At 68.0% G+C, this 12,859-nt stretch carries 15 protein-coding genes and 4 pseudogenes; 12 read left to right on the top strand and 7 right to left on the bottom strand.

What is annotated here, in order from left to right:
• Positions 1-385 precede the first annotated feature (385 nt).
• The 3 genes and pseudogenes from ACFC51_RS20325 to ACFC51_RS20315 all read left to right on the top strand — a co-directional run.
• On the top strand, positions 386-541 hold the full coding sequence (locus ACFC51_RS20325; RefSeq protein ID WP_010059700.1) for a hypothetical protein: 156 nt from the start codon (positions 386-388) through the stop codon (positions 539-541).
• A gap of 217 nt (positions 542-758) precedes the next feature.
• Positions 759-1,112, top strand: coding sequence for a PRC-barrel domain-containing protein (locus ACFC51_RS20320; protein ID WP_376376712.1), 354 nt, complete (start codon positions 759-761; stop codon positions 1,110-1,112).
• Between the two features lie 673 nt (positions 1,113-1,785).
• Positions 1,786-2,007 (top strand): annotated as a pseudogene (locus ACFC51_RS20315) (transposase); the annotation flags it as partial.
• A 536-nt stretch (positions 2,008-2,543) separates the two neighbouring features.
• On the opposite strand, the gene ACFC51_RS20310 reads toward ACFC51_RS20315, so the two are convergent.
• A complete protein-coding gene (locus ACFC51_RS20310) occupies positions 2,544-2,879 on the bottom strand; it encodes an STAS domain-containing protein (protein WP_376375110.1) in 336 nt (111 codons plus the stop codon).
• Between the two features lie 243 nt (positions 2,880-3,122).
• Entirely contained in the window at positions 3,123-3,653 is a 531-nt protein-coding gene (locus tag ACFC51_RS20305) for an ATP-binding protein (RefSeq protein WP_376529991.1), read from the bottom strand.
• A gap of 174 nt (positions 3,654-3,827) precedes the next feature.
• Between ACFC51_RS20305 and ACFC51_RS20300 the strand changes: the two genes are divergently transcribed.
• Positions 3,828-3,986, top strand: coding sequence for a hypothetical protein (locus ACFC51_RS20300; RefSeq protein ID WP_376529989.1), 159 nt, complete (start codon positions 3,828-3,830; stop codon positions 3,984-3,986).
• Positions 3,987-4,717: 731 nt separating this feature from the next.
• Here ACFC51_RS20300 and ACFC51_RS20295 read toward each other — a convergent pair.
• From ACFC51_RS20295 to ACFC51_RS20285, 3 pseudogenes are all read right to left on the bottom strand, one after another.
• A pseudogene (locus tag ACFC51_RS20295) lies at positions 4,718-5,152 on the bottom strand (SMI1/KNR4 family protein); the annotation flags it as partial.
• A gap of 259 nt (positions 5,153-5,411) precedes the next feature.
• Positions 5,412-5,563: pseudogene (locus tag ACFC51_RS20290) on the bottom strand (carbonic anhydrase); the annotation flags it as partial.
• A gap of 491 nt (positions 5,564-6,054) precedes the next feature.
• A pseudogene (locus ACFC51_RS20285) lies at positions 6,055-6,219 on the bottom strand (oxidoreductase); the annotation flags it as partial.
• Positions 6,220-6,470: 251 nt separating this feature from the next.
• Here ACFC51_RS20285 and ACFC51_RS20280 point away from each other — a divergent pair.
• Both ACFC51_RS20280 and ACFC51_RS20275 read left to right on the top strand, forming a co-directional pair.
• Positions 6,471-7,271, top strand: coding sequence for a peptidoglycan-binding protein (locus tag ACFC51_RS20280; RefSeq protein ID WP_376529987.1), 801 nt, complete (start codon positions 6,471-6,473; stop codon positions 7,269-7,271).
• The gene (locus ACFC51_RS20275) at positions 7,268-8,137 is read left to right on the top strand and encodes a DUF2690 domain-containing protein (RefSeq protein WP_376375119.1); all 870 of its coding nucleotides are present in this window, start codon (positions 7,268-7,270) and stop codon (positions 8,135-8,137) included. The genes ACFC51_RS20280 and ACFC51_RS20275 overlap by 4 nt, the downstream gene beginning before the upstream one ends.
• Before the next feature lie 81 nt (positions 8,138-8,218).
• Here ACFC51_RS20275 and ACFC51_RS20270 read toward each other — a convergent pair whose 3' ends face one another.
• Positions 8,219-8,350: a hypothetical protein gene (locus ACFC51_RS20270; protein ID WP_376375122.1), complete on the bottom strand. Its 132-nt coding sequence runs from the start codon at positions 8,348-8,350 to the stop codon at positions 8,219-8,221.
• 4 nt (positions 8,351-8,354) lie between these two features.
• Positions 8,355-8,816 (bottom strand): helix-turn-helix domain-containing protein, encoded by a 462-nt coding sequence (locus ACFC51_RS20265; RefSeq protein ID WP_376529985.1) that lies wholly within the window; start codon positions 8,814-8,816, stop codon positions 8,355-8,357.
• Positions 8,817-9,095: 279 nt separating this feature from the next.
• On the opposite strand from ACFC51_RS20265, the gene ACFC51_RS20260 reads away from it, so the two are divergent.
• The 6 genes from ACFC51_RS20260 to ACFC51_RS20235 all read left to right on the top strand — a co-directional run bounded on the left by ACFC51_RS20260 (position 9,096) and on the right by ACFC51_RS20235 (position 12,276).
• Positions 9,096-9,560, top strand: coding sequence for a hypothetical protein (locus ACFC51_RS20260; protein ID WP_376529983.1), 465 nt, complete (start codon positions 9,096-9,098; stop codon positions 9,558-9,560).
• 154 nt (positions 9,561-9,714) lie between these two features.
• Complete coding sequence (locus tag ACFC51_RS20255) at positions 9,715-10,056, top strand: hypothetical protein (protein WP_376529981.1); 342 nt, start codon at positions 9,715-9,717, stop codon at positions 10,054-10,056.
• Between the two features lie 86 nt (positions 10,057-10,142).
• Positions 10,143-10,715 (top strand): FG-GAP repeat protein, encoded by a 573-nt coding sequence (locus ACFC51_RS20250; RefSeq protein ID WP_376529979.1) that lies wholly within the window; start codon positions 10,143-10,145, stop codon positions 10,713-10,715.
• 399 nt (positions 10,716-11,114) lie between these two features.
• Complete coding sequence (locus tag ACFC51_RS20245) at positions 11,115-11,303, top strand: hypothetical protein (RefSeq protein WP_376529977.1); 189 nt, start codon at positions 11,115-11,117, stop codon at positions 11,301-11,303.
• Positions 11,300-11,551: a protease inhibitor I9 family protein gene (locus ACFC51_RS20240; protein ID WP_376530081.1), complete on the top strand. Its 252-nt coding sequence runs from the start codon at positions 11,300-11,302 to the stop codon at positions 11,549-11,551. Before ACFC51_RS20245 ends, ACFC51_RS20240 begins: the two co-directional genes overlap by 4 nt.
• Positions 11,548-12,276 (top strand): S8 family peptidase, encoded by a 729-nt coding sequence (locus ACFC51_RS20235; protein ID WP_376529975.1) that lies wholly within the window; start codon positions 11,548-11,550, stop codon positions 12,274-12,276. The genes ACFC51_RS20240 and ACFC51_RS20235 overlap by 4 nt, the downstream gene beginning before the upstream one ends.
• The last annotated feature ends 583 nt before the right edge of the window (positions 12,277-12,859 follow it).

Here is a 12,859-nt window from a genome sequence, read left to right as displayed (position 1 = left end):
TGCGGTGAGGTCGTCCGCCGTCCTTGCGGGCGAAGCCGTGGACTGCGGCGCACGGCGCGTGTGAGGGGGACCGGCTTCGGTGCGGACTTGGTCCGGGTCGTGGCGGCTCGCCCCCTTCTCTGCGGAGAGCCTCGGACCAGATCAGGTCGTGAGCCTGCGGTGGCCTATCAGTAGAGGATCCGGGTGCCCTCGGCTTAGTTCGCAAGCCGCCTGCTCAACGGATTCCAAGGAGAGTGTGTAGACAACGTGTCGACGGGCACAAGGGCTATCGCGCCGAGGTCAGGAACTCGGAGCTGGTTGGGACCTACCAACTAAAGCAAACTCAGGCCGTCGTGAGGCTGCACGCACACCCGCGTCTGAGTCGGATTGAAGATAGAGGATTGAAATGATCATTCTTGGATTGATTCTGCTGATCATCGGCCTGCTTGTCGGTATGGGCCTGTTGACGACGATCGGCGGCATCCTCATTTTGGTGGGCGCCATTCTGTGGATCCTGGGTGCGACCGGCCGCGCGGTCGGTGGACGCAAACACTTCTTCTAAAGTCACGGCAACTGGCCACCTCGGAAAGCACCCATGAAAGAAACCGCCCTGGGCGCCAAATTCCAGCTCATCGGTTCGAAATCGATCCATTCAGCTGACATAGGTACTCAGATGCAGGGCACGAGGCTGTCAGCGACTACCTAAACAGGCCGTGAGCGCACCTCGAAGTTAAATTCAAGTGGCCATTGATCTTTTCACGCGAACGAAGGAGTATTTCATGAGTGACAACCTGTGGGGTTACCAGCCGAGCGTCGGCCACACCGCCGGAACCGACCTGATCGGCTACAAGGTCGAGGCGACGGACGGCAGCATCGGCAAGGTCGACAAGCACTCCGACGACGTCACCTCGTCGTACCTGGTGGTCGACACCGGCGTATGGATCTTCGGAAAGCACGTTTTGCTTCCCGCAGGTACGGTCAGTCGGATCGACAGCGACGACAAGAAGGTCTACCTCGACCTCACGAAGGACCAGATCAAGAACTCCCCCGAGTTCGACAAGGACAAGCACATCGGCGATGCGGACTTCCACCACACGACTGGCGAGTACTACGGGCGCCACCGCCGCGCCTGACTCGGCACCGTATGGACGGCGGGGGGCCGGAACACTTTCAGTGTTCCGGCCCCCCGCCGTCCACGCGTGACCGACCCCTCTCAGATCGTCACCGCCTTCCGGGTGTGAAAGCAGCCTGCCGGCCATTGCCCGAACGACGATGCGGGACGTCACCACCCGGATGCTCGTCAACCGCGCACAGTTCGACACTTCTGCCGAGACCCGGGACCGGATCCGATGACCTGAGTCCCGCGTGTACGGCGTAACACCGGTCTTGTGAGTTCTTGGCGTCGGGCAGTTCCCACGCATTGCATTCGTTGCGGGTTTACAAGACCAGGGCGGCCGAAGGAGACGACGAGACGCGAACCGGCGTCGCTGAGGACCTGATGGTTGGTCGAATACCAATTCTTGGGCTGATTGGCTACCGCGTGATCACGGGTGGAGATCAGAATCCCGTCAACGATAAGCAGGTGCCTTGGCGGAACCGCCCGCACGGTGGAGCGCTAACAGTGGTGCGACGTCAAGGAGGATGCGGCCGACTGCACCTGACCGGGAGGGGCGTGGTTCGTTCTGGCGGCGTAGTCGGTCACGCAGCCGGGCGGAGCCGTGGGGCAGGCGCCGCGCTGACTGATCTTTCAGAATGAGTTGAACCGCGGGTCTCGCGTCTAGCGATCTTGGTGGGCAGGGTTTCCGGGTGCGTTCTGATCTTGTTCCGGATGACCTGTGGGAGCGCGTGGCTCCGCTCCTTCCACCCGCTCCTGAGCGGCGCCGCCGCCACCCCGGGCGATTGCGTGTTCCTGACCGGTCGGCCCTCGCCAGGATGATGCACGTACCGCGGACCGGCGTCGCCTGGCGCGATGTCCCGGCCGAAGCGGTCGGGTGCTCCGGGGTGACGGCCTGGCGCCGCCTTCGGGACTGAACTGGGATAAGGATGGTGACGGTCAGGGCAGCAACCAAGATCTTTCGCACACCCTGCCCAACGCGGCACTCTCCCGCAAGTCATCACCACCGGATCCCCGGAACCGGTGCGCGCGCTCAGGGACGTCTGGCAGCCTGAGCTGATGACCGAGCACACACGGCCACGGTCTACGGGGCCGATCACGACAGCCCTGACCCTTACGCCACTCTGGCCGACCACGAATACGTCGAGCTGACCGGCGGACCGCTGGACGGGCAGCTGCTGGACGTCACCGGCCTCACCGACCACGAGCGCCTGGCCGGCGCCTACCTGATCACCCCACACAGCGCCTACAGACCCGGCGGGGCGCGCCCCCTCCAGGCCGACCTCCGAAAGCCCATGAGGCCCCTGGATGTGGGAGGGCGACGTGCCCTGCCCGCATGACGACGGTCTGCCCCGATCCCCGGGGCAGACCGTCGTCATGCGGGCGTTCAGCGAGAAACCAGGCGCGCATCACGCGGCCAGGAGTGCGCCCGTCGCGATACCGGCCGGTGTCAGGCCGCCCGTCGCGCGGGCTCGTCGGGAAGCAGGTCCGCAATGTCGAGAGTAGGGAAGAGCCCGGCAGCCGTACGCAGGAGCACTGCGGCCTGGGGCTCAAGGCCAGTCACCGCTACCTGACGAGAGGGGCCGTCGGCAGGCTGCGGGTCAGTGAGCAGGTGCAGTGCGGCGGAGTCCATGAACGGAACCCCGTGCAAGTCCCACACGACCCGGGTCACACTCATGGGGAGTGCGGCGAGGGCCGCGCGCAGTGCGGGTGCGGTGTCGTGATCGATCGCTCCGTGCGGAGTGATGCGCGCGGTGGTGCCGTCGAGCGCGGTGGTGATGTGCATGTGGGCTGCCCCCTTCCGGGGGTGGTGAGCCCAAAGACGAAACACCCCTCGCTAGGGGGCGGGCCGACGATGGTGGGACCTGGATGCCCGTGAGGGGGGCAACGCCCAGAACTCAAAGGCCGGCACCCGGGGTGCCAGCCGGTCTCGTGTCCAACCATGCTTGCACGACGGCAACCGTTCTGGCCAGGCAGCGCCCGGTCGGGCCTACTGGTTCGACGTTCCGTGCCAAGGCCGGGGGGCAGATCAGACGGTGGGTGGTGCTGTCGCGTCTGAGGTGTCGGTCAAGGTAATCCGAGCCGTGACGCGTTTGCCCGCTGGGTCCTGATTGATGAACAAGTGAGTGGTGACGGCCATGACGATCTCCAGACCGTGCTGGCCAATCCGACTCGGATCCGCGGTCCGTCCCAGGGGAAAGGCGGCCTCGCTGTCCCGCACCACGACATCGATCCACTCCACCGTGATGAACAGCTCCAGCGAGGCCGGTCCTGGGGCGTACTTTCGGACATTGGTGACCAGCTCACTCACAACCAACTGCGTGAGATCCCTCGCCCTCGCCGCGATGAGGACGCCGTGGTCGGCCCGGGCTCCATCGAGGAAGTCGAGAGCGTGGTGGCGGGCCGTTGCGATGGAACCGTCCACATCCTCCAGCGGATACTCTGCGCGCATCAGGTACTCAAGCGGTGTGCCACAGCTCCCGTTTCCAGTCACAGAATTCACTGGATTCACCTCACTCCCCCGTACATCCGTGCGGCTACCCGCAATGACATCGCGCATGTCCGCAAGGGGTGTGGCCGGCCGGTGAGGATCGGGTGCCAGTCGGACACCCCCGCTACTTCAGCAAGACGCACGCCTGCTGGACAAGCCCTTGAACTGCACGCAGATCCGGGTGCCGCGCGGGTACACCGGGCCCGTGTGCCCGTCCCCGGCCCCCAGGATGTCTCCACGAACGTGCCGTCCACCCGGCCCGCGCGCTTCCAGCCGCCGCCGGTCTTCCACGTGCCGCCGGGTTTCCTGACCAGCCAACGGGCGCTGCTGGAGTGCACACCCTCCCGCAAGGCGTACACCCAGCCCACTCCCCCGGCTGTCGAGCCGCACCTGTACCAGTAGTGGCAACGGCCCCCGGCCGGCAGCCAGGACGCTCCCCGCACAGTCCCGGACCCGCTTGTCCACGTAAGCCCGCACCGCTGTCGGAGCGGACACCGCAGGGGCAATGGCCACGAAGACGAGGGCGGCGGCCAGGGCAGCAGTAATGATCAATCGGCGCCTGGACGGCTCAACACGCCTGGCCACCCCCGCCGTCACGGGTCAGGGACCCGGTTCACCCGAACTCATCGCCTCGCCGGACTGCGCCCTTGCGAGTCAGACCACGCGTCCACGTACCCCTGCGCTTGCTTGTCGCCGCACAGGGCGCGGCCCCACAGTCGGCAGAGTGGCAACAGGGACGCGCTCGGTCTTGCCGTCAGCTCGCCAAGCGCTGACTCGCTGAGGCTTCCGGGGATACCCCATCCAGCCCCTGGACGTCGTGGACGCCCGGTCCCGCCGCGAGTCCCGCCTCCGCGTGAAACAGCAGGGCCGCAGCACCAGCGGCGCGAGCTCTTGCAGCAGGACCTCGTCATCGGGCCCGCCCCTTCCGGTGAGCGGCCTTGACCGGGACGGGACGCTCAGAACGCGACAGGGACCCGCCCGCATTGATGACGCGGGCGGCGACGAACTGTGTACTGCCCGCGGCCAGCCGGTAGGTGGCTTTGTCCATGAGTACGAACAGCGAATGTTCACCACTTCGGGAGGCACTCGGGATCCGAACAGCTCGTGACGTGCGTCCAGTCAGTACGGAGCATTCAGTCCCACCAGTCGTTGCCGGTGTGCCAGCGCAGCACCCATTCCTCGAAGCCCCATGCCTGGTCGCCGGGTGCCGGGACGGCGCCGACGTCGGCGATCATCCACACCTCGCCGCGGCGGGGGCCGGCGGTCAGCAGGAGCCAGAACGACTGTCCGTCTTCGGACCCGAGAACGATGGACCCCTTGTTGAATGCGGCGTCGATTCGTGGGTCCTCGGGATCAACACTCTCGTCGTCCTCCCAGGGCCAGGCTGCTTCCAGGGGGAATGATTCTCCTGGCTGTCGCGGGCCGAGGTCGGGCCATGTGTCGGGCAGCCAGCCGAGCGGTACAAGACCGCCGTCGCTGGCGGGACCGAGGCTGGAGCCGTTGCTGATCTCCGCGATGAACGTCTTGTACGGCTCCGGGAGAACCACCCCGTTCTCCTGCTCCCAGTCCGCGACGGCTTCATGTCCGAGCGCCGGCTCGCGTCATTCCGGCGGAAACGCGAAGCGCAGGGAGTTGAGAGTGGCTTCGGCGGGGCGCTGATCACGTGTGTCTGTCACGGCAGCATGCTGGCAGAAGGGGCTGACACCCCATTGCGACTGCCCTGCTCCGGAGCTGTGCTGCCAGGTCCTGAATATCGAACAGCGCTGGAGGCAGGTGCCTCCCGAAATGGTAAACCTCTGCTGTCCGTTGTCATCGACAAAGCCACCTACCGAATTCGGCACTGCCGAGCACTTCCGTACCGGCCACGTGCCCGGCAGTGCGGACCACAAACAGGTCGCCCAGACCGCGGTCGAAGATATCTCGGCCGCCAGCCGGGAGTCGGAACATCCGAACAGAACCCGTGACTGCCCCGACCGCAACGCCGCCCGTGCCTGTCTCGCCCTCCCCCACCTGGGCGCTGTGGCTCCTGGTGATGGTGCTCTTCTCGGCCGTCGTCGCCCTCGTCGTGATGATCCAGACACCGCCCCCACCAGTGGAGTAGGGAGAAGAGGCATCAGTCGTCTTCGGCACGCCCGCCAGCTTGCGAGCAGGCACCGACACCCCTCCCCGGTCCGCCGTACGCTCATCCCCGGCGACCATCGGTCTTTGGAATGGAGTACGGGCAGGAGGCCCGTCGTCAGACCTCAACCGCCCGGGAAGGCGCCATCCTCCACACTGCCGCGCTGACATCGCCAACACTTACGCGACGTGTTCCCACACTTCGGAGGCAATGCGAACCCTGCAGTGATCGGCAAAACGGACGAGGCGCACCGCAGGTCCGGTGACCTGGGTAAGGCGTGGGCGTCCGTGCATGCCCAGGCGCGGATCCCCGCGCAGCGGCGTCTGTACATGACGGCCGCCCCCCCCTGTGACGAAGCAGGCCGGTCGAGACGGTCCAGAGGCGCTTGGCAGTGGCGGGGTCGAGCGCCCATTCCTTGACAGCATGCGGGTGCTGCGTGAGGTCAGCATCGTTCGGCACGGTGTAGGCCTCTTGTGCATCGTCGAGATGGTGGCCTCCGGAGTGAGCGTACTCGGGGCAGGACCCACTGCGGGTTCGGCGAGAGCTTCGGACACACGTGACACGGAAGTGACCTCGTCCGGGGACGTCCCGCGCGCTGACGACCTGCTGAGATACCGCCCACCGAATCCCCTGCGGCGGGACTGCGGCGACAGACGGACAGTCCGTTCAGCACGATGCGGGTGGCGGCAGGTGCCGTGGCAGGTAGTGCAGAATGAGCCCGGACACGGAGGGCGGAGCTCGCGGTCCCGAACACGAGTGGGGGAAGCGTGTCGCGCTGGAAGGAACTGCCCGCAGGACTGCATCCACACGTCATTCGGCTGATCGTGCGACTGCGCAGGCTGAAGGACCACAGCGAACTGAGCACGCGGCAACTGGCCGCGCAGACCGGGTACAGCACGAAGTCGTGGCAGCGATATCTGAACGGCCGGTCTCTGCCGCCCCGGGAGGCCGTGGAGGCGATGGCCCGCTTGGACGGAGACGATCCGGCCCGGCTGTTGGTCATGCACGAGATCGCCGCCCAGCTCTGGGCCGAGGGAAAGACGGTCAGCACCGCCGACACCCCCGAGGACATCTCCGCGACACCGGGACCCACGCTCACGAGGCAGCAGCCGTACGGGCGCCACCTGCGCGCCGCGGTCACGGTGGGAGCCGTGGTCACGGTGCTGTCCGTCTCTGCGGCACTCCTGCTGGCCATGCGGCTCACCGAGGCCCGTGCCCGGCTCGCGCACGACCGCAGCGATGTTGTCGCGACCGCCCCGGCCACCGTGTCGGAGTCCCTGGTGCCGGTCATCTACACCTGTCGGCTGGAGCAGCGCGACGGCCGCTGGCACGCGAACCTGAGCCCGACCACGGGCGTCCTCCTGTCCAACACCCAGGTGGGGCTCGAAGTGGCCGAGGCTCAGTGCCTGCTGCGCCGGGCCGGCACCGCGCCGGGGGAGATCGACGGCATCTTCGGTCCGAAGACGCGGCGAGCGGTCGAGCTCATGCAGAAGCAGAACGGGCTGATCGTGAACGGAGTCATCGACCCGCCCACCTGGCAGGTTCTACGGGAGGCGGCGCCCAAGTGACCACGGAAGACACTCGGCTGGTCGCGGAGCTGCGGGAGTTGCGGGCTCGTACAGGGCTGAGCCTGGCGGCGCTGGCGGAGCGAACGCTGCACAGCAAGTCTTCGTGGGAGCGTTACCTCAACGGCAAGAGCCTTCCTCCTCGCGAGGCCGTGCGGGAGTTGTGCCGGCTCGCGAACGAACCGGACGGACGGCCGCTGGCCCTTTGGGAGATCGCCGAGTCGCACTGGAGGGGGCGCGCGGTGACTCTCGCCTCCGCCCATCCGAAGGACGAGGCTACGCAGCCGAATCCTCAGGAGTCGCCACCTCCTGTCGGGACCGGGTGGCGGCGACTTGGCGGGAGCAGGCTCCTGGTGGTGCTGGCGTCTGCGTACACAGTGATCGTCGGTGGTGTTGCCATCCTGCTGTTCCTCCTGTTGCCGCACTCGGAGGCTCAGGAGGCCCAGCCCGTACCGGCCCCCGTGCCGTTCTCCTTCGCCCCTCAGTGCCATGGCGCCGCCTGCGAGGGCCGGGACCCGATGCGCCTGATCTGCGGCATCGACCCGGACACCCTCACCTCGTACCGCACGGCCACCGGTGCCCACATGGAGCTGCGTCACAGCAGAAAGTGCGGTGCGAGCTGGGCCCGGGTATGGGGGGCCGAGATCGGCGACCGGGTGGACGTCACGGCAGACGGCCCGACTCACGGCGTGCGCATCAGGAACAAGGACGACGCGGCGACCTTCGTCTATACCGAGATGACCGAGGTACGCCCCGGCAGCACCGTCCGGGCCTGCTTCCGGCCGACGCCTGCCGACGGCGAACGGGAGTGCGTCGAGGCCCGCGTGGGCGAGGCCGCCGCCACGACCCGGCCGCCCTCACCTCAGTAGCGTCGGGCGCGTCGGCGACCCCGGACCTCCGTCGGCTCCCGACTGCAGTGATGAAGAGGCCGCCCGAGGTCGCAGGGGCGATCACGGCGGCCCATCCGGCTCGAAACGACTTCGCCCCAGCGGCGGAACGATCCGAAGCTGCAGCGCGAGCATCTGGATGGATGTCTCCAGCTTGAACTGCCACCACGTCTCCTCAAGAACTTCATCGAGCATACGGTCAACAGTCCGCCGGCAGCGGAAAGCCGACGCCAGCCTGGGAAATTCTCGCCGAAACGGTCAGCAACCGGTGGTGCCGCGATCGGCGAATGATCGAGCAGCACGGACAGCTCGCCAGTGTGATGCGCCAGAAATCTGCTCTCCGGGGCACCGGCGGGTGGCCACGCGACCGTTCGCCCAGTGTTCGGTGGCGATCTCGTGCCGCAACAGCAACCGGGGGCGGATCGTCACCGCCGATGTGGGCCATCGCCTCGACGGCCTTCTTCGGTGGCAGCGGCCTGCTGTTCAGATACCGCTGCCACGACCTTGCGCTGTACCCCGTCTTCGCCGCCAGTTGTCGCGTGCTCAGTTCGCTGCGGTCCTTCATTCTGCGCAATCGCACGATCAACTGGTGCACGTTTGGATGCAGGCCCGCCGGCAGTGCCTTCCAACGCGGCATGGCTTCCTCGCTGGCTCCGGGCATGCCGGGCCGGCTCTGCGTGCCCCGGCCTCAGTCTGCATCAGCCGTCACAGTGCGTACGGAACGGCGTCCCCGCCCTGGTGCCGAAACGGCCGCCCCCGCTCGCGGTCGTCCCGCCGTACCGACTCGGCGGGCGACGTCCCCGCAGGTCAGCGCCTGGGACGTCCCGCGCCGACGCCACTTCCACCTCAACTGTGGCCGGACATCGCGCCGTACCTGCAGTCTCACTGTGCCGGCCAGTTCGGTCGGCTCCACCCGTGCGATCCCACCAGGAGCGTTCCCGTGAAATTGCCCCAGAAGCTGGCGGCGACCCTGCTCGCGTCCGCCGGACTGGCCTCGGCCCTCGTCCCGCTGGCAGCCTCGTCCGCCTCGGCCGCCAGCCAGTACGGTTGCTCGTACCCGCGCGTGTGCGTGTACGGCGGCTCCTTCGCCAGCGGCACCATCATCGGCTGGTTCCAGGACAACGGCTACCAGAACATGCCGCTGTCGATCCAGAACGACCCGGACGCGGTCGTCAACACGCGTAATGACGACTCCGTTTGGCTGATCGACACGGGTGCCAAACCGGACCGGTACATCTGCATTCCGGCGAAGACCGCCGCCAACCTCGGCAGCGACGACCACCCCGAAGGCGGCACCTGGGCGAACAAGGTCGACACCATCAACATCTTCGGCGATCCCGACAACGGGCTGTGCAGCGGCAGCAACCGCGTACAGCAGGGCACCGTCCCCGCCAACTGGCCGTAACAAACGCGGCCGTCCCCAGGCCCCAGGCCGGGGACGGCCGTTTGCGTCGCAGCAAGACGTTGTCGTCCAGGACAGCAGGACAGCGCCCTCGAACTGCTCCGATCCGGGGTCTGGTCTGCCAATCGGCCGGCTCGATCGCGTCCGGACCCCGCAGTTGGCGCAGGCCCCGCTGCCCGAGTACAGGAACGAACTCGGCTGGGCCTTGGCGGCCGGCGACTTCGACGGCGACGGCGACGGAAACACCGACCTCGCCGCCGGCAACAACTCCACCCCGAGCCTGAACATCTTCAAGGGCCCCGTCTCCCGTACCGGCAAGGCCGCTTCCCTCGTCGGTATCGACACCACCGCCGCCACCGGCATCTATCCGGACAAGCTCGTCGCCGGCAACGTCAACGGGGACGGTGCGGCGGACCTCCTCGCCATGGGGCAGCGGGAGAGCGGCAGCGTGTACGCCACCCGCAGCGTCCTCTACAAGGGGGGCTCCACCGGCCTCTGAGCGTCGAGCGAACTCGCGGGCGGGTATCGGCGGCCATCGCCGATGTCGACAAGGATGGTTACGGGAACATCGTCACCGGCAACTTCATGGAGAAGTCCGCCGAGGAACCGAACGGCGGTCCGGGCGGTGCGGTCACCGTGACGTACGGAAGCGCCTCCGGACTGTCCACCCGGCCCCCTGTCCGGATCACCCAGGACACCGCCTCGGTTCCGGGCGCAGCCGAGAAGAACGACCGCTTCGGGTGGAGCGTGTCTGCAGGTGACACCAACGGCGACGGGTACGCCCATGTCGCCGTCGGCGCCTCGGGCGAGGCCCTTGGCTCCAAGCAGTCGGCCGGCTCGGTCACCGTGCTGCGCGGCTCGGCCAAGGGACTGACCGGCACCGCTTCGAAGAGCTTCTCCCAGGACACGGCAGGGGTGCCCGGCGCAGCCGAGGCCCGTGACGAGTTCGGCGGCTCGGTATGGGTCACGGACAGCAACAACGACGGCCGCGCGGAACTGGTGGCCGGTGCCGCTGCGGAGAACAACGGCGTCGGTTCGGTCTGGCTGTTCAAAACGGGGTCCAGCGGCATCACGGCGACCGGATCGACGGCCTTCGGCCCGGGGTCGGTCGGCGGGCCTGCCGGGATTGCCTACTTCGGCGACAATTTCGCCAACTGATCGCCTGGGCTCAGCCGGAGCCCAGGCCCGGGCCGTGCCCACGTACGCCAGGTACTGCACCGGCGCGTACGTCGGCACGCCCCCGCCCACCGGCCGTCCAGTCTGCGGCCCGGGCGCCGGTTCGCCGCCCGTAGGCGTGGACCTGAAGGGGCACCTGTACGGTGTGCGAGAGGGGGCCCCGACGTGGCGCTCTCCCCTGAGCATGATCATTTCCGCTGAGGGCCAGTCGGTCCTGGCCCGACTTCCCGCCGCCCGTCGGCCAGGTGGACGTAGCCGGCTCAGGCCCGGCAGGTCCGGTGACCGATGGGCCGGAGGCCGACCTCGCGGGCCCGGGCGCCCCGGCCGGCCGGTCCCCCGCCCGTTCTCCGTCCTCCGCTTCAGGGAGTTGCCTCCATACGCATGCTCGTCCGTCTGACCGTGGCCGCTGTCCTTTCGGCCGGCCCCGTCCTGGCCGGTGGTGCCGCCGCCGCCCCGGAGCCCACGCCCGCCCCGCTGCTGTCGGCTGGTAGCAACGTCCTGCCGGGCCAGTACGTCGTCACCATGAGCATGAGCGCCGACGCGACGGTGCTGACGAAGCAGCTCCACTGAAGCCGTCCTTCGTCTACGGCACGGCCATCCACGGCTTCGCCGCCGCCCTGAGCCCGCATCAGCTGGAGGCCGTCCGCCGGACTGCCGGCGTGACGTCCGTCGAGCAGGACGCCACGGCGTCCGCGACGCCCGTCCCTGCTGCGGGAACAACCCGTGCCCCGTCGAACTCCTGGGCCTGGACCGCGTCGACCAGCGCGACCTGCCCCTTGACAACGACTTCACCATCCAGGGCAGCGGGGCCGGGGTGACCGCGTACATCCTGGACAGCGGCATCGACTACGAGCACGACGAACACCGGGGCCGGGGCGCGTTCGGCTTCGACGCGATGGGCGACGGCCGCCGGGGCGCGGACTGCAACAGCACGCACGTCGCCGGCACGGGCGGTGGCAAGACCTGTGGTGTGGCCACCAAGGTCAGCCTCGTCAGGGTCCGTGTCCTCGGCTGCGACAACGGGGGTGCGTACTCGGGCATCATCGCAGGCCTCGACTGGGTGGCACGCAACGCGATCCAGTCGGCCGTCCTGAACGGCTCGCTGGGCGGCGGCTTCTCCCAGACGGTGAACGACGCGGCGAACAACCTGTCGCGTGCGGGCGTGCTCCCGGTCATCTCGGCGGGCAACGACAGCAAGAACGCAGAGAACTACTCGCCTGCCTCCGTCGAACGTGTGCTGACCGTGGGCGCCGGCGACCGTTACGACGACGAGAGCGACTTCTCCAACTTCGGCAAGGTCGTCGACCTCTACGCCCCCGGCCAGGACATTCTCTCGGCAGGCCTCGGGGGCGGTTCGATCGCCCTGAACGGCACCTCGATGGGCACCCCGCACGTGGCGGGTGCCGCCGCCCCGTTCAAGCAGAAGCAACCGAAGGCCGAATGGGAGGAGATCAGCGCGCTGCCGACCGAATCCACGAAGGACCGGCTGTCCTTCCTGTCTTCGGGCAGCCCGAACCGCCTGCTGTTCACCGGCGGTCTGTGACCCTTCACAGCATCTTGAAGAACGTGCGCGGGCCTGCGCGTGGTGCACCACGTGCGGGCCGTCCGCGCTCCTGGACGGTGCGGGTGGTCGATCTGCCGGGAAGTCCCGGCGAGAGCACCCGTGCGCCGCGTCCCCATGCTCGTTCCGACCGGGCCGAGTCCGAACTCAGCGCCAGTCGCTCTGGTGGTGTTCTTCCCGGAGGCCGGACCCGGTCCTCGCAGCGTCGCATGCTCCTGGCGCCGCGCAGTCCACGGGCAGCCGCCCGTTCCTGCTTCGCGCGGACACCGGCCGAGACCGAGTACTGCTGTCACTCCCAGAAGCCGTCAACAAGCCTTCCAGCTTCTGACCTGCGTAGCCTGGAGCCGGACGTCCACACCGGTGGCCCCCGGGCAGCATCGCGCGGACCGCAGCAGGCGGCGTCATGGCGAGGAACTGGCGGGCACCGGCCCGTCAGCTCGGCCGCCGAGCACATGGACGACGCCGCCCTCGCCGGGCGGCTCATCAGCTGCTGAGCCCACCCCGCACACCCCGGACAACCATGGCGGCGTCCTGGCCCGCTTCCGCAAGAAGGAGGCAGGAGGCC

The organism is Streptomyces sp. NPDC055962, from assembly GCF_042270185.1.
In the GTDB taxonomy this organism is placed as follows: domain Bacteria; phylum Actinomycetota; class Actinomycetes; order Streptomycetales; family Streptomycetaceae; genus Streptomyces.
The sequence above is the reverse complement of the archived record's forward strand: the minus strand, read 5'-3'. Positions and strand labels throughout refer to the sequence as shown.

Coding starts and splice junctions, on each gene's coding strand:
- ACFC51_RS20320 (WP_376376712.1), top strand. CDS start 759: ATGAGTGACAACCTGTGGGGTTACCAGCCGAGCGTCGGCCACACCGCC.
- ACFC51_RS20325 (WP_010059700.1), top strand. CDS start 386: ATGATCATTCTTGGATTGATTCTGCTGATCATCGGCCTGCTTGTCGGT.
- ACFC51_RS20265 (WP_376529985.1), bottom strand. CDS start 8,816: ATGCCCGGAGCCAGCGAGGAAGCCATGCCGCGTTGGAAGGCACTGCCG.
- ACFC51_RS20245 (WP_376529977.1), top strand. CDS start 11,115: ATGCTCGTCCGTCTGACCGTGGCCGCTGTCCTTTCGGCCGGCCCCGTC.
- ACFC51_RS20310 (WP_376375110.1), bottom strand. CDS start 2,879: ATGCACATCACCACCGCGCTCGACGGCACCACCGCGCGCATCACTCCG.
- ACFC51_RS20270 (WP_376375122.1), bottom strand. CDS start 8,350: ATGCTCGATGAAGTTCTTGAGGAGACGTGGTGGCAGTTCAAGCTGGAG.
- ACFC51_RS20250 (WP_376529979.1), top strand. CDS start 10,143: ATGGAGAAGTCCGCCGAGGAACCGAACGGCGGTCCGGGCGGTGCGGTC.
- ACFC51_RS20305 (WP_376529991.1), bottom strand. CDS start 3,653: ATGCGCGATGTCATTGCGGGTAGCCGCACGGATGTACGGGGGAGTGAG.